The 18,674-nt window shown below is 38.4% G+C and carries 18 protein-coding genes and 5 pseudogenes; 11 read left to right on the top strand and 12 right to left on the bottom strand.

Annotation, left to right across the window (positions count from 1 at the left end; all coding sequences use genetic code 11):
* Positions 1 to 54: 54 nt before the first annotated feature.
* Positions 55 to 468, top strand: a complete 414-nt coding sequence (locus NST38_RS18030; protein ID WP_017687924.1) for a MerR family transcriptional regulator — start codon at positions 55 to 57, stop codon at positions 466 to 468.
* 129 nt (positions 469 to 597) lie between these two features.
* Entirely contained in the window at positions 598 to 1,926 is a 1,329-nt protein-coding gene (glnA, locus tag NST38_RS18025; protein WP_036613569.1) for a type I glutamate--ammonia ligase, read from the top strand.
* A gap of 157 nt (positions 1,927 to 2,083) precedes the next feature.
* Here glnA and NST38_RS18020 read toward each other — a convergent pair whose 3' ends face one another.
* Together NST38_RS18020 and NST38_RS18015 are read right to left on the bottom strand one after the other, a co-directional pair.
* Positions 2,084 to 2,293, bottom strand: coding sequence for a tyrosine-type recombinase/integrase (locus NST38_RS18020; RefSeq protein WP_256719984.1), 210 nt, complete (start codon positions 2,291 to 2,293; stop codon positions 2,084 to 2,086).
* A gap of 127 nt (positions 2,294 to 2,420) precedes the next feature.
* Positions 2,421 to 2,576 carry a hypothetical protein gene (locus tag NST38_RS18015; protein ID WP_256719985.1) on the bottom strand — a complete coding sequence of 52 codons (156 nt, stop codon included), beginning with the start codon at positions 2,574 to 2,576 and terminating at the stop codon, positions 2,421 to 2,423.
* 711 nt (positions 2,577 to 3,287) lie between these two features.
* Between NST38_RS18015 and NST38_RS31675 the strand changes: the two are divergent.
* A pseudogene (locus tag NST38_RS31675) lies at positions 3,288 to 3,341 on the top strand (hypothetical protein); the annotation flags it as partial.
* On the opposite strand, the pseudogene NST38_RS31670 reads toward NST38_RS31675, so the two are convergent.
* The 5 genes and pseudogenes from NST38_RS31670 to NST38_RS17995 all read right to left on the bottom strand — a co-directional run.
* Positions 3,337 to 3,384 (bottom strand): annotated as a pseudogene (locus tag NST38_RS31670) (toxin-antitoxin system HicB family antitoxin); the annotation flags it as partial. The pseudogenes NST38_RS31675 and NST38_RS31670 overlap by 5 nt on opposite strands.
* A 77-nt stretch (positions 3,385 to 3,461) precedes the next feature.
* A complete protein-coding gene (locus NST38_RS18010) occupies positions 3,462 to 3,926 on the bottom strand; it encodes a hypothetical protein (RefSeq protein ID WP_047843417.1) in 465 nt (154 codons plus the stop codon).
* A gap of 334 nt (positions 3,927 to 4,260) precedes the next feature.
* The gene (locus NST38_RS18005) at positions 4,261 to 4,521 is read right to left on the bottom strand and encodes a hypothetical protein (RefSeq protein WP_143781231.1); all 261 of its coding nucleotides are present in this window, start codon (positions 4,519 to 4,521) and stop codon (positions 4,261 to 4,263) included.
* 366 nt (positions 4,522 to 4,887) lie between these two features.
* Complete coding sequence (locus NST38_RS18000) at positions 4,888 to 5,667, bottom strand: hypothetical protein (RefSeq protein ID WP_076250172.1); 780 nt, start codon at positions 5,665 to 5,667, stop codon at positions 4,888 to 4,890.
* A 151-nt stretch (positions 5,668 to 5,818) separates the two neighbouring features.
* Positions 5,819 to 6,491, bottom strand: a pseudogene (locus NST38_RS17995) (SOS response-associated peptidase).
* 212 nt (positions 6,492 to 6,703) lie between these two features.
* Between NST38_RS17995 and NST38_RS17990 the strand changes: the two are divergent.
* Positions 6,704 to 7,753, top strand: a complete 1,050-nt coding sequence (locus NST38_RS17990; RefSeq protein ID WP_076250174.1) for a fibronectin type III domain-containing protein — start codon at positions 6,704 to 6,706, stop codon at positions 7,751 to 7,753.
* 447 nt (positions 7,754 to 8,200) lie between these two features.
* On the opposite strand, the gene NST38_RS17985 is transcribed toward NST38_RS17990, so the two are convergent.
* Positions 8,201 to 8,548 (bottom strand): hypothetical protein, encoded by a 348-nt coding sequence (locus NST38_RS17985; RefSeq protein WP_076250176.1) that lies wholly within the window; start codon positions 8,546 to 8,548, stop codon positions 8,201 to 8,203.
* A 411-nt stretch (positions 8,549 to 8,959) separates the two neighbouring features.
* On the opposite strand from NST38_RS17985, the gene NST38_RS17980 reads away from it, so the two are divergent.
* Positions 8,960 to 9,193, top strand: a complete 234-nt coding sequence (locus NST38_RS17980) for a YolD-like family protein (RefSeq protein ID WP_083684324.1) — start codon at positions 8,960 to 8,962, stop codon at positions 9,191 to 9,193.
* A gap of 544 nt (positions 9,194 to 9,737) precedes the next feature.
* On the opposite strand, the pseudogene NST38_RS17975 reads toward NST38_RS17980, so the two are convergent.
* Positions 9,738 to 10,918 (bottom strand): annotated as a pseudogene (locus NST38_RS17975) (tyrosine-type recombinase/integrase).
* A 913-nt stretch (positions 10,919 to 11,831) separates the two neighbouring features.
* Between NST38_RS17975 and NST38_RS17970 the strand changes: the two are divergent.
* From NST38_RS17970 to NST38_RS17955, 4 genes are all read left to right on the top strand, one after another.
* Positions 11,832 to 11,981, top strand: coding sequence for a hypothetical protein (locus NST38_RS17970; RefSeq protein WP_256719987.1), 150 nt, complete (start codon positions 11,832 to 11,834; stop codon positions 11,979 to 11,981).
* A 275-nt stretch (positions 11,982 to 12,256) separates the two neighbouring features.
* Entirely contained in the window at positions 12,257 to 13,276 is a 1,020-nt protein-coding gene (locus NST38_RS17965; RefSeq protein WP_036613574.1) for a phosphotransferase enzyme family protein, read from the top strand.
* 1,210 nt (positions 13,277 to 14,486) lie between these two features.
* The gene (locus tag NST38_RS17960) at positions 14,487 to 14,690 is read left to right on the top strand and encodes a hypothetical protein (RefSeq protein WP_017688028.1); all 204 of its coding nucleotides are present in this window, start codon (positions 14,487 to 14,489) and stop codon (positions 14,688 to 14,690) included.
* A gap of 833 nt (positions 14,691 to 15,523) precedes the next feature.
* Positions 15,524 to 15,823: a hypothetical protein gene (locus NST38_RS17955; RefSeq protein ID WP_179087840.1), complete on the top strand. Its 300-nt coding sequence runs from the start codon at positions 15,524 to 15,526 to the stop codon at positions 15,821 to 15,823.
* An 869-nt stretch (positions 15,824 to 16,692) separates the two neighbouring features.
* Here the strand turns inward: NST38_RS17955 and NST38_RS17950 are convergent.
* The 3 genes from NST38_RS17950 to NST38_RS17940 all read right to left on the bottom strand — a co-directional run bounded on the left by NST38_RS17950 (position 16,693) and on the right by NST38_RS17940 (position 17,713).
* Positions 16,693 to 16,941, bottom strand: a complete 249-nt coding sequence (locus NST38_RS17950; protein WP_256720001.1) for a tyrosine-type recombinase/integrase — start codon at positions 16,939 to 16,941, stop codon at positions 16,693 to 16,695.
* 119 nt (positions 16,942 to 17,060) lie between these two features.
* Positions 17,061 to 17,252, bottom strand: a complete 192-nt coding sequence (locus NST38_RS31665; RefSeq protein ID WP_076250183.1) for a hypothetical protein — start codon at positions 17,250 to 17,252, stop codon at positions 17,061 to 17,063.
* 146 nt (positions 17,253 to 17,398) lie between these two features.
* Positions 17,399 to 17,713: a hypothetical protein gene (locus NST38_RS17940; protein ID WP_076250185.1), complete on the bottom strand. Its 315-nt coding sequence runs from the start codon at positions 17,711 to 17,713 to the stop codon at positions 17,399 to 17,401.
* 153 nt (positions 17,714 to 17,866) lie between these two features.
* On the opposite strand from NST38_RS17940, the gene NST38_RS17935 reads away from it, so the two are divergent.
* Positions 17,867 to 18,127 (top strand): kelch repeat-containing protein, encoded by a 261-nt coding sequence (locus NST38_RS17935; protein WP_179087841.1) that lies wholly within the window; start codon positions 17,867 to 17,869, stop codon positions 18,125 to 18,127.
* 68 nt (positions 18,128 to 18,195) lie between these two features.
* Positions 18,196 to 18,442, top strand: a pseudogene (locus NST38_RS17930) (fibronectin type III domain-containing protein); the annotation flags it as partial.
* Positions 18,443 to 18,674 lie beyond the last annotated feature (232 nt).

Raw genomic sequence — 18,674 nt, 5'->3', positions numbered from 1 at the left:
TAATAACTAAATGTACAATAGGGTGAAGAATAGATGACTGGAAGGTTGATGAACATGGGTGATGAAATCCGCAGAAATATGGCCTTATTCCCAATTGGTATTGTAATGAAACTTACGGATCTGTCTGCACGTCAGATTCGTTACTATGAGCAGCACAGCTTGATCGTTCCTGCGAGAACGTCAGGTAATCAACGGTTATTCTCTTTTAATGACGTAGAGAGATTGCTAGAGATCAAGGCTTTGATTGAAAAAGGAGTTAACATCGCGGGCATCAAACAAGTGATGAATCCTGTTTCAAAAGAATCCGAGGAAGCTACAGTTATCACGCCAGATACTGAAGTTAAACGCAGAGAGCTGTCCGATACGCAGTTGCACCGCTTGCTGAAGCAGCAGCTTGTATCAGGTAAGAGACCAGGACAAGTATCTCTCATTCAGGGAGAGCTTTCCCGATTCTTTAATAAAAACTAAATTCGCATAACTTGGCGAGTGAGGGGAAAACATGCACTTTTGGTGTGAGACTCCTTGACCCGTGGAACTTTCTAATGTACAAATATAACAGGCAAGCCAAATACGCAGATAAGAAAGGGAGAGGTTATAGTGAGTTATACAAAAGAAGACATTCTCCGCATTTCGAAAGAAGAAAACGTACGATTCATTCGATTGCAATTTACTGATTTGCTTGGAGCTATCAAAAACGTTGAGATTCCTGTGAGTCAGTTGACTAAGGCTCTGGATAACAAGATGATGTTCGATGGATCTTCCATTGAAGGTTATGTACGTATTGAAGAGTCCGACATGTACCTCTATCCAGATCTAGATTCTTGGCTTATTTTCCCATGGGTTGCAGAGAACCGTGTTGCACGTCTGATTTGCGACGTATATCTTCCGGATGGTAATCCGTTCCCAGGAGATCCACGTGGTATCTTGAAACGTAACCTGAAGGAAGCCCAAGATATGGGATTCACTTCCTTCAACGTTGGTCCTGAACCCGAGTTCTTCTTGTTCAAAACAGACGAAAAAGGAAACCCGACTAACGAACTGAATGACCAAGGTGGTTATTTCGACCTTGCGCCTACGGATCTTGGTGAAAACTGTCGTCGTGACATCGTTATCACACTTGAAGAAATGGGCTTTGAGATCGAAGCTTCCCACCATGAGGTAGCTCCAGGTCAGCATGAGATCGACTTCAAATATGCTGATGCTCTGAAAGCTGCTGACCAGATCCAAACGTTCAAACTCGTTGTTAAAACGATTGCACGTCAGCATGGTTTACATGCTACATTCATGCCGAAACCACTGTTTGGTATGAACGGATCCGGTATGCACTGTAACCAATCCTTGTTCAAAGGCAATGAGAACGCATTTGTTGATGAGTCGGACGAGTTGGGTCTGAGCAAAACTGCTCGTCACTTCATGGCTGGAACTCTGAAGCACGCACGTGCGTTTGCAGCAATTACTAACCCAACTGTGAACTCATACAAACGTCTTGTACCAGGTTATGAAGCACCTTGTTATGTAGCATGGTCTGCTAGTAACCGTAGCCCAATGATTCGTATTCCAGCTTCCCGTGGTCTGAGTACACGTGTTGAGGTTCGTAACCCGGATCCGGCTGCTAACCCTTACCTGGCTTTGTCTGTTCTGTTAAAAGCAGGTCTGGACGGAATCAAACGTGAGCTTTCCTTACCAACTCCAATTGACCGTAACATCTACATCATGTCAGAAGAAGAGCGTGTGGAAGAAGGCATTCCAAGCTTGCCAGCTGACCTGAAAGAAGCATTGAATGAATTGATCCGCAGCGAAGTCATCTGTGATGCTCTCGGCGACCACGCCTTGGCTCACTTCTATGAGCTGAAAGAAATTGAGTGGGATATGTATAGAACACAAGTCCACCAATGGGAACGCGATCAATATATTACGTTGTACTAATTGAAAAAACCTTGTAACAACGGGGTTTTGAAGGAATGAACCGGGGGACGTTTTGAGGGAATTGCACTTCTATTGAGGTTGCGTCCCCCAAACGTCCCCCATTTTGACTTTTTTGAACCAACAATGTTGGCGGTATACTGATCAATATTGCGTTGCTCTAACTTTTTGGAGATGTGAGCATATATATCAGAGGTGATCTGCACACTTTTCCATGACCAAGCTGTTCTTGAACAAATTTTATGTCTTCACCGGCTTCAAGCATGGGTACAGCATAGGTGTGTGGAAGAGAATGGATTTCAAGATCTTCATTTAACTCTGCACGCTTTATAATCCTCTGGAAAGCATTGAAGAGGGTAGACTTTGGCATGTGGTTTCCGTCGTTTCGACACAACACTAAATTTTGATCATGCCTTTACATGAATTCTCCTAGGTTAATTTTATTTTTTGGTTTTGCTAAGTGGCGTGATATCTCAAATCATTGATTAAGCTAGCGCTTACAGTAATTGTGCGCGTGGATCTGAAGGTTTGGTATCTCCAAATAGCTCATCATCATTTTCTGCCTGAAAATCAAGCGTTTCATCAATGTGTATCTTTTTTTCTTTGAAGTTAATATCAGACCATTTTAAAGCTGCTGCTTCACCTTTTCTCATACCTGTTTCAAGAAGAAGCTTAAAGAAAATTCAATAGATATATCCATATCCTCTAGCTGCATGTAGAAAAATAGCAATGTCCTCCGAATCAATGGTATTATCCCCTCAAGGTAGACAGTGAAAAAAGAGATCATGTTAAAATGAACTCAACACTGAAAACAGGAGGGGATTTTTGTTATGCCAGCAAGCCAAACTTTTAATCAATATAGTGAAGAAACGAAGAAAGAAGTTGTTCGTCTGCGATTGGAAGAGGGTTAGACATACAGTCGGATCATGGAGAAGTTTGGTATTTAGAGTGATGGCCAGATTATTACTTGGGTACGGAAAAGCCAAAATGGAGAGAGTTTTGAGGATTAACGAGGACGTTGGACGAAGAAGCATTTTAGCAGTGCAGAAGAAGAAAATGCTTATCTGAAAGCGCAGATAGAATATCTAAAAAAGCTCAATCCAAATTTGCACGGAGAGGGAAGCTGGATTTCGAAGCCCTGTGCCAGTCCGTTCGAGAAATAAGTAAGTGGGCATCTGTGGTTTGGTTGTGTAAAACTGCTGAAATTTCTCGTACGGGTTACTACAAATGGAAGAAGAATATCATCCTCAGAGAGAAACGAGCGGATCGGGATGCGGATCTAAAAGCACATATTTTAGGCATTCATCGGCTTCGTCCTTATTTCGGCTACAAACGTATGCGAACCGCGTCAGTAAAAGAAAGGCCTCGAGGTGAATCACAAAAAGGTACGTCGCTTAATGAGAGAACTCCAGATTCGTGGAGACTCTTTGGAACGCGTAGGTTAAACTTCCCATTGTACTCATCCTGTCGTCAAAGTACTATAAATAAAATGGCTCCCCTGCAGATTAAGCGGGGGAGCTTTTTGATAAAACTAATTATCAGTTTTTAGTGAATTGAATTGTATAAGGTTGGTTGTAGTTGTTGATACCATTATCCATAATTCTGAAGTAAACCTTCTCACCAGGTTTAGCGCTCATACCAACTGCCTCAGCGTATCCTGGTCCATTCCAGTTATCCATTTGAATGGACAGTATCGCACCGCTAGCATCCTTTTTAATAATACCCATAATAATATCGAAATTAGGTGGTGGGGTAGCAATAACACTAAATGTGACAACAGAAGATCCATTTGTGTTGTCTACAACATAATAATCGTTATCACTCATGCTATCTAAATACTGTGTTGCGCTAAATCCGGAAGACTGGTTAACACTTGAGTACATCACTTCTGCTGTCTCAAAGGAATCAGCCCAACCAGTTTTAGCGAATGCAGAGCCGGAACCGAATGCTAATAAACAAGCAGTTGCCATAACAGAAATAGAGAATTTTCTTAATCTTTTCATATTCAAACCTCCTAAATATACTAGAACCAATAAAATAGAGATTCTGGTTTGTGTGATTATTTGAACTTAGATGTCGAATAGCCTCTCACATATGACGGTTGGCCAACCATGGTTAAATATACCATATATAATTTAATATTGTAAATGCTTAACATGTAAAATATTAGTTCTGTGAATACTATATTGGAAATTTTCAGTAATTAAGAACTCTATTAATAACAAAAGAAAAGGCGACAGGGATAACCTGCCACCTTTGTTTATTCAAATATATTCAGTACATTGATATGGCACGGAGTAGAGCTAGTAATCTTTTCATAATAGTCTCCTTTATAGATTACTTATCATTTGCGTCACTAGCGCTAAACATGATTCCAAGAACATCAGAACCGGTAAGAGTATAACGAACGCCATTAACCTCTGTGGATTCATCAATTGTTGTCCAATCTACACCTTCATCGATGACTCCTAAATTTTTCATAATATCGCCTACGGCTGATGTAGGTATGTCAGCGTTGGTTGCCAATATAACCAATCCAATACTTATAATAATATCTGCTCCAGAGGACAGAGTACCATTTCCTTGTCCAATCATCATTACATCCCGTAACGATTCGTCTACTTTGTTTACTGAACTAGTGATGCGTATGTAATCTGTAGTCATATACTGAAATACATTTTGAGCTGGACCTTCTTTAATTTCAATCTTCTTCCTCCTGATTTAGTAATAATTAACAAAAGAAAACAGTCTATCAGACCTAGGTATATTTTTCTATAAAAATGTATGGATGTGGAAGAATGAATAGATATCGGGTACTACAAACAGATATGGATTACCTCACGGCAGCCTTAATTAAGGTCCGGGTATTCGTCTGGCATGATTTAGATGATCAAGGATACATCATTGAATATGGCTTAGGCTACAACAATAGAGCAGGAGGGATAACCTCACTGCTCTTTCGTTTTAGTTGCTTGTATACTCACTCACTTCAAACGTCAAAATTTTATCAAATATCACGTAATCTGTACGCTTGCTGAATGGACCTTTGTTGTTGCTGTATTTGTTGATACCAAATTTAGCTAGGCCAGTTCCTACATCACGAGCATCGTACCAGTTGAGGAATGCATTTACATCACTCATTGGAAGGTCGTATTCTTTTTCTAAACCACCTATCATTGATACTGTTAATATAGCGCGGTCTCCCGCTGGTTGAGGTTCTGGATTAGGAGTAGATGTGGTGGGATCTAGAAGTTCTCCATCAATGTCGATGGCATCAAAAATGAAATCAGCTTGTGGATTTAAGTTTATTAATTCTACATTATGCACTGAGTCTGTTAGACCCACTTTTTCAAAAATTAAAGATTGGTCTGTAGAAGCTGAATTATTGATACTATATGTATCAATGATTTCATTATCAATTTTCACTTGAACCTTATCTGTTCTGCTTATATGAGTCTGTGCAATGACTCTTAACTTTGTGCCTTGAAAATTAAATCTAACTGAATCGTTGTCGCTTGATTTTGTAATATATTTTACTCCGCCACCATACCATGCGACACTGCCGCTATTGCTAGTTTCCCATTCACCAGTGTAGATAAACTTACTGTTGTCATCGTCGAATCTGTTCCATCCAGCTTCTGGAGACTTTAAAGACTGTCCAAGATTAGCAGCGAAAACACTTGTCCCAAAACTTAAAACTAAAATGAATGATAATAAGATCGGTAAAACTATTTTTTTCTTCATGTTTATTCTCCTTCAGAATGTATTTGCATAAATGATAATACTTTTTCGAGAGAACCATGTATAAACAATTATGTCTATATATTCAAGTAAGTGTTAGATATAATAAAAAAAGCTTTAACGACCTCTCTAAGTCGATAAAGCTGATAACTTTCTATCCTATCTCTTTTAACAGCCCTTCACTGTTATTCCGCACATTGCCGACTTCCTTCGGCACCTCGTACGCTCGCATTTCTGAAGCTTGATATGGCTTAAGCAGACCAAGTAGTGACTGAACATCATCATTATCTCTTCCGAGCCACTCAGCCTCATCCTCAGATCGCAAGGTGATCGGCATACGATTATGGATATCCTCCATAAGACTATTTGGTTCCGTTGTAATAATGGTGTACGTACTCAATTTGTTTCCATCCGGATCTGTCCAGGTATCGTACAGGCCAGCAAGCGAGAACAAGCGGTCATCCTTCATCAAAATGCGCATTGGACGCTTTGCCGATTCTTCTTTCTTCCACTCGTAAAATCCATTTGTCGGAATGATACAACGCTTTGAACTGATCAACCTTTCAAAGGATGCCTTTTCATTCAATGTCTCAGCCCGGGCATTAATCATCTTATTACCGAACTTGTCGTTTTTGGCCCATGAAGGAACTAGTCCCCATCGGAAAGTACCCAATCGATTACCGTCTATGCTGCCAATAATTGTAGGAATGTACTTGCATAGGCGCTGCATTGTAATTAGGCTTGTAGTCAAAGCCATCAGCTATAGATGCATACTATCTGTCCATTATCGCGTCTATGGGATCTGAGATTGTGAATCTACCACACAGGATAATGCCTCATTTGAGACTCTATACTATGTAATTTTACTCAAATCTTTAAGGATAGAAACGGGTAATTTGTGGAGATGCGCATCCAATATAAAATAAAAATGCAATAAATTAGATGATTTTTATAGATCAGCAAGTTTATGTTTAGACATGATATAGAAGCGCATTGTATCTTTTAATCTGTTCAGATAACTATTTCAGGGGGAATATTCATGAAGGTAACGTTTTTGAAAAAGATAAGTTTTTTGTTTGCAGTTTTATTTTTTATAACTGGTATAGTTTTAAACCATAATGTGAATGCAGCATCAATTGGTGAAAGTTTAACATCTCCAGACGAAGGCTGGAAAAGGTATGATGATATGGACCCGTTCATTAAATATGAAGGTGTTGGATGGAGTCATGTGACCGATGATGTAAATACTTACGGGGGATCAGGTCATTTCAATAAATTATCCGGCGCAACATCAAACGCAATTAAGTTTAAATTTTATGGAACTAAGTTGCGAATTATTGATGTCTACTGGAACAACAGAGTGAACAACGTAACTATTGAAATAGATGGGAAGATTTCTACATACAATCCAAATAATTCAGTAAATTTATATCAAGCTCTGGTTTTTGAATCTTTAAATTTACCCCTTGGTGTTCATGAAGTGAAGTTAACGACGACGAGTACAAGTAATACATTTTCGCTTGATGCCATTGATATTGATGATAACGGAAGATTAGTAGGAGAGAGTGAACCTTTGTACCTGAAAGCTGTACCAGGTGACAGTCAGGTTGCTCTATCATGGGAGCAAGTTGAAGGTGCAGATAAATACACTATTAGATATGGCACTGACCCAGGTAAATACACTGAAACTGTTACAGCTACAAAAGATGTATATGGGAATTTTATCGTACCAGGGCTCATTAATGGGACGAAATACTATTTTGTAGTGAATTCTATTGTAAATGGAGTTGAGTCCGAATATTCCAATGAAGCTTCAGCAACTCCTCAAGCGCAGGTAGTTGAACCACAAGAACCAGCGGGTAATCGCGCGATCTTAGTTGTAACAATGACAACTGGCTTGGAAAAAGAGTTCGATCTGAGTATGAAAGAAGTTAATGGCTTCATCGACTGGTACGAATTAAAACAATCGGGAAGTGGAAAGGCATCTTATGCAATTAACAAGCACGATAATAACAAGGGACCATTCAAAAGTCGCAAGGATTACATCCTATTTGATCGTGTCTTGACGTTTGAAGTAAGCGAATTCTAAAAAAGTTGTTAACTAAGGCTACCGCGGTTGAATTGCGGAGCCTTTTTGCGTTATTTCTTATCATATGATATATAGTGAAACACAGGCGTATTTGTCCTGTTGCCTGTCTAGCCAGCTGGGGTAGTTGACCTAAGGTAATGCTGATTTTTTAATTAACTGTTCTAAAGTTAAATCTTTGTTATTAATCCACCACGATGCAGAAGTCTTTTTTTGGAGTGGCAACAAAGTCTCTAAGTTTTCATCTTTGTCGTGGACTTGATTTAAAAATTTGATCCTGATATCTCGTGCCCATTTAATCTGAGCTACAGAACCCTTGAGGTCTGGTATGTTATAAAGGATTTCAATTTCACTAGCTAAGTTATTTAATAATCTTCCATCTCTTTGGAGTGTTCAATCTTAACTAGGATAAACACCTCGTTTCCGATTTTATGTAGATCTATTGTATCTTTAGAAGAGCTTCTTCATGATGGCTTTATATATATTGTCGTCAACTTCAATTAAACTTTTCTTCCCGTCATTAAATTGTAAGGCAATTGTGTGAGTGCTTTTTTCTTTTGCTGAAAGCCCAGCAAGTAGACCAACAGGTCCTAGAATTAAACTTCCAACAAAACCTCTTCCAACAGCACTCACAGCACTTTTACTTCGTGTTGCATCCATCACTTCGTATTCTTCAACAGTAGTTTTATCTAGATTAATTGAAGAAAAGAATCCGGTTGATAAGCTGACTGATCCGAACATCAGTGTTAAATACTTTCCTTTGTAATCACCAGCAATAACTTGGTTCTTTGCTCCCATAATACCCCTCCATATTTTTACTTTTTCAGTTCGATTTTACTATAAAATTCTGGACTAGACTATAAAAATAAATGGCAATGTCTTTTTATTGATAAAAGAACGTATGTTCTTATATGATAATGGAGAGGTGATTTACATGTTAACGGATTATCAAAGGAAGGTCCTTCGGATCTTATATAACTACAAAGGTGGACGGCGTAGGTTTCCTACTATCCACGAACTTACAGTCAAAACGGGTAAGCATAAACCGGATGTCATTGCTGCGGAATACATACATTGGGAAGGTTGGTCTGACACGGCTAACATATTGATACTGGAAGGATGGGAACGTGAGGGAGAACGTCCTAAGGTAGACCAAACACCACCCTCTGGGAACATTGACTATTAGACTCAATATTAAGGGGGCTTGTCATGCGTAGCAGACTAAAGGATGACGGGTTGTATGAGACATCCAGGATGATTATGCCTGAACACAGAGAGGCATGGTTGGCTCAGTGTGAGCAACAGAAGAGACGTGGCAAGCCAAATTTGGACGATCAGGAAATGCAGCGAATCAGTGAAGTACTTGTTGACTCTTATAATAGAAGTAGTACGGTTTATTTGATATTATTTAACCCTTTCTTCGAGGAGCCGATATCAGAGTAGTTGTGGGATTAAACTCTGCAAGGTGTGAAATAAAGTTGATGTTAGAGGATGAGTTCCGCTGGGTTTCTTTAGCCGAAATTGTCTCTATTAATTAATGAGATTGTATCGCTTTGGAATTGAGAGCTTATACTTTATAATATCTGTATAAGCATATTATTTAATTAGGAGATTTTCGATTTAACCAGCGTTATATAGACTAGATTTATTGCATTGAATGTCAGAGTAGTAATGCAATCAAAGTGAGTATCTGAAACGAGTTTCTTCATTATAATAAGAAAAAAAGGGCGCCCACAAAAGCGCCCACAAAATGCCCACAAAAGTCTGAATAATTATGATTAGTTCTGATAAGCTGATCACTGATAATACTTGTTTTAAGCCGATTTATTATGGTGGGTGATCCACTTTGAAAGCATGGAACATAAACCGCACACAAGTCCACCAATGGGAACGCGATCAATATATTACGTTGTACTAATCGAAAAAACCTTGTAACTACGGGGTTTTGAAGAAATGAACCGGGGGACGTTTTGGGAAGATTGCACTTCTATTGAGGTTGCGCCCCCCAAACGTCCCCCGGTTTTTGATTTTCTGATCCAAAAATACGGGAAGTGTACTCTTCATATTTATCAATGTTACGCTTTTCTAACTTCTTGGAAATATGAGCATACACATCTGATGTAATTTGCACACTGCCATGCTCGAGTTGCTCTTGTACAAATTTTATGTCAGCCCCAGCTTCAAGCATGATCACGGCATAGGTATGCCTCAAGGAATGGATCGTTAATTCCTCACTTAAACCCGCTTTTCTCAAAATTCTCTTCGAAGCATTAAAAAGACTAGATTTAGGCATCGGACTACCATCATTCCTGCACAAGACGAGATTTAAATCGTGTCTGTACATGGACTCCCCTAAATTGATCTTATTTTGATTCTGCCATGAAGCATGATACCTCAAATCATTTATGATTCCGTTACTTACACTAATGGTGCGGGTAGAATTCCGGTTTTTGTATCTCCGAAAAGTTCGTCCTCGTCTTCAGCTTGAAAATCGAGTGTTACATCAACACGGATCATCTTTTCTTTGAAATTGATATCCGACCACTTTAGAGCGGCAGCCTCCCCTTTTCGTAACCCCGTTTCAATCAGCACTTTAAAGAAAATCCAATAAATGTACCCATCTCCTCGAGCAGTATGAAGAAATGGGAATGTCCTCTGAATCAATGAATTGGATCGTCTTCTTTTTGTGCTCTCCTTTAATAATTGAACCTTTACATGGATTGCGTAATATTTTCCCTTGAATCAATGCATGCTCTATGGCTGAGTATACTGTTGAGTTAATGATCTCGACCGTTCGTTTACTGAGTCCCTTTTTAAATAGAGAGTCCAAAAAGACTTGATACATATCTGGTTTTAAATCTTTGAGCATCAGACGCTTAAAATAAGGTTGGATATGGTGTTTAAGTTATTCTCATGTTGTTTGATCGTATTCTTTCGTACAACTCCTTTTTTAGAGTTATCTATCCAATTTCGAATGTAATCGACCAAAGGAATGCCTGTCTGTTCAAACCCTTGCTTTAGCTGCCTTAAAAATTCAGCAGCAGCTAGTTCAGCCTCTGGTTTAGTTCCAAAACCAGCCTCAGATTTCTCTTTTTGTTGTTGAGTGAACGGATCGGTGTACTTTAACCGATACCTCCAGCCACTTTTTAATTTCTTAAAACTTGCCATTCTGATTCCTCCTAATAGAACGTTAGTTCCTTTTTTGTGTATGTAAAACCGCCTCACGGCGATGTAAGCGTAATTTTGAGCAGAGTAGTGAAATGTTCTGGGTTGGAGAAAGAGCTTCGAATTAAAGTCGGAAAAGATATTTTAAAAAAATCATCAAAAAACGAGCCTTCGGTAACTAAGGCTCGTTTGTGTAGGAGTCATATTTGGCTCCAATAACTATGTTTGGATTAGTGCAGAGGTTTCTTGCGGAAAAGTAACTAAAACAATTCTACCCTATTTCACAGGATTTGACCATACTTTAGCTTTAAAGTTCTTGTCCTTGGTTCGAGACCAGAACTTGTACCGATTGCCGAAAAGGACAAGGAAATGATCTGATTACCGATTAGATAAGTATTTAACTACTTGTCACTGCTCTAATTCATTAAGCTAGCGGGCAGTTTAGTTTAAGATTAACTGAGGTGAACCATATCATCGCTAGTGATAAAGCAGAGAATTGAACTGGATATCGCATCGGCAACGCTGAGTTTGCAGGAAGGAGCTTAAAGTATTCACGTACTCGATACATGTGGAGTGTCTAATATTGATGGTCCGTAAGGAATAGATGAGATGTGACAGTTTAGCTCAAACGATTTAATTGTATAGTGTTGACACTTCGCCCACTTGGAGTAATATCTTACTATTGAGATAGCATTCTATTTCCGATGAAGACATATTTTAGTTTGAATGTTATTTAGGAAGGAGAGACACTATGACAATGTTCGAGATATGTTCTATGCAAAGTTTATTTTATGAACAACGGCGGTTGTTTGTATAGAGCTAATAATATAAGTAACAGCTTAAATCCGGATAGTGATAATTGTTATAGTGTAGACTTTGCTACCTTAAAATTCAACTATTTTAAGGAGCGGCTATCATGAGATATGTAAATGCCGACATCATCTTTCTGGAAGAGTTATTAAATGAAATACAAAAGTATATGAACGGTGGATTGGTTTACGTCCCCAAAATCAAAAGGTTTGCGTTAAAAATCGGGGTGAAAATTCAGGCAGCAGAAAAGTTATAATCTTAGAAATGATGAAATCCGGCGAAAGTTTCTCGATGGTGACACTATCGAGAAACTTTCAGATCGATTTTTCCTTTCAAGCGATACTATTAAAAAGATCGTTTATACAAAATAATAGCTTAACAAAAGTCGCATTGGAAGAAATCCTAATGTGACTTTTTTGTGTATATTATGGTTTAAATTGTTTACTACATATTTTCAAGCTTTTACTATCGTTATAATAACATATAAGAGAAGTAGTTGGTTTACTTCATAAAACTGTAGGGGGATAACAAATGAATGATTTTTTTAGATTTGATACTGATGAAGAACGGCGGGCGTTATTAATCAGAGCAAGGAAAGTCGCTTTATCTGCAATTCGAAAGTATGACTTAGAATGGGATAACATCCAGTTTATTCAACTATCCGATACGATCACCTATAAAATTGAAACCAGTACAGATAACAATTATTTACTTCGCATTCATTCGGACCGATTAAGCAGAGAGGAAATTCGTTCGGAGCTCCTACTGTTACAAGCCCTGAACAAATCGAAAGATCTAACTGTACCAGAAGGGATGGCAAATTGTGATAGTATTTATGTATTGGACATCGAAACAGAGATAGGATATAGGCGCCCTTATGTAACGATGATGCGGTGGATAGAAGGTGAAAAAGCAGTAGGTGAATTTACAGATAATCAAGCATATAATATGGGTGTATTGATGAGCAGGCTCCATGCAGCGGCAAAGGATTTCAATCCACCTTCTGATTTTGTAAGACCTACTTGGGGAGTAGAAAGTTTTAAACGTGAAATGGCTAAGTTGGAACGTTATTATGAGCGTTTTTTATCCGAAGAGGGGTGGAAGCTGTATCAAGATGCAGCTGAGAAGGTTGTATCCCAACTTACCACGATGCATCCAAGTGAACATAACTATGGGCTCATTCATGCTGATTTACATACCGGTAATATGGTTTTTAGAGATAATCAACCCTATCCGATTGATTTTGGAAGATGTGGGTACGGATATTATCTCTATGATATGGCAGGTACCATATTGGAGCTTTGGCCAAAACATCGATGGATGCTTGTCCAAGGTTATGAGAGTATTAGGAAGTTGGAAACGGACTATATTCGGGATCTGGAATGTTTTTTTGTCATGTTCATGATCGAGAACACCTGCCATCACTCCTCTGATCCAAGAGAAACAACCAGTTTAATCGATGAACAAAAGTATGCCCAAGCATACATAAGAGAATATTTAAATGGTAATCCATTTTTATTCGAAGTGATCGAGCCTGTAAATGTGGATTAATACTAACCGATACCGGGCTAAAATAATGATATCTTATGGTGATGATTTACAATAGGTCGCTGTTTAGAGTGTTTGTTCGTATCATCAAGTTTTAAAAACGTGAGCTATGACTTCGAGTTTTTATAAGATCTACTTGTGTACTTAGCGCTGAAACTTTTCTGTTTATTATGAAGATTTATGCTTATTCATGAAGTTTGTCCGATCCAATTGTTCTTCAGCTTCTCTAGTTCCCCTTCATTTTCGGGGTGTATTTTGACGGAGCTGTTTGGGTCGTTTCGTGATTTTTTAAACTGGCATTGAGTTGGAATGAAGGCGACTCGAATTGGTGGGTCGTCTTTTTTTCTTTTCTAGGGGCTTGATGGTTTGCGCCGAATGTTCAGTTCAGCGAGATGCCAAAAACGGTTGAGGCATTATGGAAGATCGAGCTTTTATATGGAAAGCATTCGTCCTATACGGAGAGTACGTATGCGGTAGCTGTAGGAATGATGGGAAAACTTCTGATAAGAGATGATGGCACATCTCGAGAGAACGGGTACTGTATAGAACGTTATTCCTTTTTTTGTGTATGTAAAACCGCCTTACAGCGGTGTAAGCGCAAGTTAATCAAAGTATCGAACAGAGCAGTAAAATGTTGTTGTTGAAAGATGTAAAAAGGAAAATCTTCGAATTAGTAACAGAAAAGATATTTTACAAGATACATCAAAAAACGAGCCTTTGTATATAAGGCTCGTTTGTGCAGGAGTCATATTTGGCTCCGAAAGTTATGTTTAGTCTACTACATTTGTTTTATCGCTGAGAAAGTAACTATAATAATTCTACCCTATTTCAGAGAATTTGACCATACTTTAGCTTTATAGTTCATGTCCTTAGTTCGAGACCAGAACTTGTACCTTGTACCAAGTGTCGGAATAGAGATGTGTCTAATCATTGTGCGTTTAACTGAAAATATCATTTAGTATCCTAGCGCATGAGAAGTTACATATTATTATATAGCAACTGAAACGCTGAGATAGGGAGTCAGATATTAAAAACGAAATATAGTACTGAAAATAGCTGTTGAGCAAAGGGAATTATACTGGTTAAAGCTATCATCATAAATATTATTTAAAAACTTTAAGGTATATAAGAGAAATTATACCAAATTTATGTCATAATATTTTTGAGTTGGAAATACAATACTTGATTCTGTGAACAAGAGGTGAGAGCAACTATGAAAAATAGAAACATAACAGGTATTGTATTGGCTATAATCTATTGCATTGTTCTTTACTTTATTTTAACAGATTCTCCGCCTGGTGAAGCTCCAAATAATCCGTTCTGGGTTTATTTGTTTATTCCAATTGGGGCTATTGTGATTACATCTTTGTTTGATTACGTAATCAAATTCGATTTTTTTAGAAAAAAGAAAGATTAGAATTGAATGGAGGACTAAAATGATACAAACAATGAAAATTGCTAAAACATTTTAGCCGGAGTCATGCTTTCTACATCTATCTCAATTCCAGCATTCGCTCAAGATCAGGCAAATTCTTTACCAGCACTTCAAGTGGAAAATAGCCTTTTAGAACTAGTCGAAAGTACAACCGATAATTCCATCACTTTTAAAGACGGTTCTACATTAATTCAATATGACAGACCATCACTATTATAAATATCATGATTATACAGGTTTCATTGAAACAGCATCGACAATCCAGACTTGCCAACCTTTTGGTTGTGGTCCAGTGAACGAATATTAAATCTATTTATGTCGGATAGAAAATATCCCATTAAAGTTACTATTATAGCGGCTTTTTTTGTTTTAGTGTGCCCAGATACACGTATGATCTTGTTGGTGAAAGTCCGACCAAGGAGCAATGGTAGCCAGGATGCTTGCATATGGCGAAGTCTGTGTGTAAGAGCACATCGACAATAGTACCCGTCAGAGACAGGACGAGCAACAATTCAGGCCGCAACATGAAGAAATCCTGCCACGTTATCCAAAAGGCCTCGCAAGGGAGGAAAGAGGCTGACGAGTATTGTGAAACTGGACGAAGGCTAAGAAAGCTATGCAGAACTTGGAGCAGCAGTGGATAACAATTCGGCGTAATGGGGAACAGAATGGAATGAAAAATCCTGCAGTGATCATGGCAGACCCTCCTTCACACAGTTTTTTTAGGAATCCGTAAAGAGACAATCTATAATTCCAAAAAGACGAATTGAAACGTCTGAGGTAGGGAGTCCGAGGTGCTCATAACAACCAAGAAAATGATTAAACAACTTGAAAAGCTAGTTCATGCGGCAAAGGAGAACCACAAGCACAAATGGCATGTCATGTATGAAAAATTCTTCCGCGGGGGTGTGCTGTACGAGGCGTGTAAACGAGTGAAAGCGTATAGGGTGGCAGAAGTCGTGGATACAGTGACCGCTGACAGAGATTGGGGAACAAGGAGAACGGAACTTCCTCAAGGACTTCGAGCGAGCGTTGAAAGAAATGTAACCACCATCCGCAGCCTGTACGGTGGCACTATTTCCAAACCGGCGGATATGCGGGTAAGAACATTTTAGGAACATGTAGCGTGGCTCGATCCAAAGATTCAGGGAAGGAGAAACTATTAATATATAAACTTCAGTCAGTAGAAGTTAGCTAGACTGTACTGGTAAATTCTGCAACGATTAAATCGGTTTGTATATATAAAGAATAGACAACCCAGAAGCTGGATGCGATCACAGGTCGAGGTGAAGTATATTGCCAGGCAATATGGATTAAAAACGTTACTGTAATCTGCATGCGCATGAATAACGAACATCGGAAACCCGTAAAGGGAAAATCTAACATACGGTTTGTTGAGGAGGAGCTGGATCTTGCCCAGCCTTTTATTCTAGCCTAGACTATGTGAGTACCTATTCGCATAGTTCCTATTGATAGGCTAAATAGAAGGATTAAGCTTGTCAGAGGTGAAGAGGATTATAGTTGGATCAAGCTTGAAGAGATCGCTTAGGCAAGTTTATAATTGATCGAGCCCAAGCAATTATCCCAGGGACTCAGTTTTTTCTTCTACATATATGTTCCAAATAAGCAATTTCTATTTTGAATAAAGCCGTATGCTTGATTCATATAGGATTAGGGGGACGTCCCCCAACTTATGAAAACTTATGATCAATTTTGACCGTGTGTTTCTGTATTTATTCCTATAAAGCCCGTTTTCATTGAGATATACAATCATATGAAGTTAACGTACATAAACCGCACACAAGTCCACCAATGGGAACGCGATCAATATATTACTTTGTACTAATAGCTCAATCCCTTGGCGCTCTAGCGCTGAGGGTTTTTTCTTTTTGTGGGCAAGTACATATATATTTAAAGAAAAATCAAAGTGCCCACAAAATATTTTTCTATTCGAAAATTTTTTCAGTGAATTTCTCAAATCTATCTATATTGCTTTTCTGGATCTTGCCTGAGATGTGGCATATACATCTGATGTGATCTGAATACTTCCGTGACCTAATTGTTCTTGAACGAATTTCATATCTGCCCCGGACTCAAGTAAAAGAACAGCGCAGGTATGTCGGAGAGAGTGAATGGGGAGGGATGGGAGATCACAACGTTGTAAGATGCGGGAGAAGGCATTGAACAATGATGATTTAGGCATGAAGTTTCCATCTTCCCTACATAGAACCAGATCAAGGTCATGGTGGTATCTTTCCCCAATGTATTCTTCCGAACACTTCCTTATTTATAATCGTTGATCCAAAAATCCAGATAATCTTGAAGCGATAAACCAGATTGTTCATATTAAACCTATGGCGCATTTATTTGTAAATGGACATATCCTTTGGCCGGACCAACTCCTACATCATGAGCATCATACCAATTGAGGAATGCATTTACATCAATCATTGGAAGATCGTATTCTTTCTCCAAGCCTGTTGTCATTGTAATTACAAGTATAGCACGGTCACCTGACGGTAATGGATCGGGATTAGGTTCCATTGGCGTTCATATGTATTCTCCTTCAAATGCATTGGCAGAGTTGATAATATAATCGACGTACATTAGTCGATAAAGCACAATTACTAGAATCAGAACTCCCTCCTAAATTTCACAAATATAGGAGGGAGTTCTGAAATTTATTATGGTTAGCTAATGGTTCCTTGATAGTAGGCAATCCAAGTTACACCTGTAAGGCTTTTGATCTCAACTAGCGTTATCCAACCAGATAAGGCTCCTTCAGAATAATAATTTTTATTTGGTATGTCGTTACCATCAGGGTAATCTGATTTTTTGTAGATTATTCCTCTATAAATATCCATCGAAGCATAAGGGGCTACTTTCACATTTTCCGTTGTGGTATTGTTTGAAGTTTTGGTCATATCACTAGCTGCAAAAGATGTAGAGCCAAGAGTTAAGCATGTAACGACGGTTAAAAGACCAATCATAAGCTTTTTCTTCATTTGTATCACCCTTATAATTGGAATATGTTTCTATTTAATAGTATATATTTACATTATAAATGTAAAATTTTTCTATACACTTGAAAAATGTATGCTTATGGCGAAGGAACCAGTTTCATTAGTGGGATGTCGAGGGCAATATACGAGTATATTGTGGCTAATGACACATGGACAAAAATAATTAGCTTTAAAACAGCTACTACTTCTGCACCTTCAACTGTTTATAATGGGGAAATTTATGTATTAGGTGGGCTTAACAATACTAACTCACAATCAAGAGTAGAAGTATATAATCCTGAAACCAACGAAGTTAGATCATTCAAAGATTTAACTACCCCAAGAAATCAAAGCGTAGCAGTAACTGTCAATGGAGATATTTTATTATTGGTGGTACTAATGGAAGTAGTACTTTGAAGACAGCCCTAAAAATTTACATTTATAAAAATGAACCCACAAATCCAGCAACGATTCCTGATCCAGAACCTGGACAACCTACAGGAAATCGTGCGATCCTCGTTGTAACTATGACTACCGGCCTGGAAAAAGAATTTGACTTGAGCATGCAAGAAGTAAATAGTTTCATCGATTGGAATGAAACAAAATAAGCAGTAAGCAGAAATGCATCATACGCGATTGACAAGCAAGATAATAACAAAGGCCCGTTCAAGAGCGGCAAGGACTAACATCATATTCGATCTTGTACTTACGTGTGAGGTAAGTGAATACTAATGAGGAATGCTCCGTCCACTTATGCTGATGGGGCTTTTTTCTTGTTTCGTTAAGAACTTATCTTCGCATATAGTGTTCACGAGTTGATTTACTTGTTAACGGATTATCAAAGAAAGGTCCTTAGGATCTTATATAACTACAAAGGTGGACGGTGTAGATTTCCTACTATCCATGAACTTACAGTCAAAACGGGCAAGCATAAACCAGACGTCATGGTTGCTATGGACGCTCT

Origin of the sequence: Paenibacillus sp. FSL H8-0104 (genome assembly GCF_038050215.1) — a bacterium.
Taxonomy (GTDB): domain Bacteria; phylum Bacillota; class Bacilli; order Paenibacillales; family Paenibacillaceae; genus Paenibacillus; species Paenibacillus amylolyticus.
This window is presented reverse-complemented; position numbering and strand designations above follow the sequence as displayed.

Excerpts from the sequence above, each read along its gene's own strand:
- NST38_RS31665 (WP_076250183.1), bottom strand. The coding sequence starts at position 17,252 with ATGGAACCTAATCCCGATCCATTACCGTCAGGTGACCGTGCTATACTT.
- NST38_RS18010 (WP_047843417.1), bottom strand. The coding sequence starts at position 3,926 with ATGAAAAGATTAAGAAAATTCTCTATTTCTGTTATGGCAACTGCTTGT.
- NST38_RS17985 (WP_076250176.1), bottom strand. The coding sequence starts at position 8,548 with ATGGGAGCAAAGAACCAAGTTATTGCTGGTGATTACAAAGGAAAGTAT.
- NST38_RS17940 (WP_076250185.1), bottom strand. The coding sequence starts at position 17,713 with ATGAAGAAAAAGCTTATGATTGGTCTTTTAACCGTCGTTACATGCTTA.
- NST38_RS17965 (WP_036613574.1), top strand. The coding sequence starts at position 12,257 with ATGAATGATTTTTTTAGATTTGATACTGATGAAGAACGGCGGGCGTTA.
- NST38_RS18015 (WP_256719985.1), bottom strand. The coding sequence starts at position 2,576 with ATGAGAAAAGGTGAAGCAGCAGCTTTAAAATGGTCTGATATTAACTTC.
- NST38_RS18020 (WP_256719984.1), bottom strand. The coding sequence starts at position 2,293 with ATGCCAAAGTCTACCCTCTTCAATGCTTTCCAGAGGATTATAAAGCGT.
- NST38_RS17980 (WP_083684324.1), top strand. The coding sequence starts at position 8,960 with ATGCGTAGCAGACTAAAGGATGACGGGTTGTATGAGACATCCAGGATG.
- NST38_RS17955 (WP_179087840.1), top strand. The coding sequence starts at position 15,524 with ATGATTAAACAACTTGAAAAGCTAGTTCATGCGGCAAAGGAGAACCAC.
- NST38_RS18000 (WP_076250172.1), bottom strand. The coding sequence starts at position 5,667 with ATGAAGAAAAAAATAGTTTTACCGATCTTATTATCATTCATTTTAGTT.
- NST38_RS18005 (WP_143781231.1), bottom strand. The coding sequence starts at position 4,521 with ATGATGATTGGACAAGGAAATGGTACTCTGTCCTCTGGAGCAGATATT.
- NST38_RS18030 (WP_017687924.1), top strand. The coding sequence starts at position 55 with ATGGGTGATGAAATCCGCAGAAATATGGCCTTATTCCCAATTGGTATT.
- NST38_RS17960 (WP_017688028.1), top strand. The coding sequence starts at position 14,487 with ATGAAAAATAGAAACATAACAGGTATTGTATTGGCTATAATCTATTGC.
- NST38_RS17990 (WP_076250174.1), top strand. The coding sequence starts at position 6,704 with ATGAAGGTAACGTTTTTGAAAAAGATAAGTTTTTTGTTTGCAGTTTTA.
- NST38_RS17970 (WP_256719987.1), top strand. The coding sequence starts at position 11,832 with ATGAGATATGTAAATGCCGACATCATCTTTCTGGAAGAGTTATTAAAT.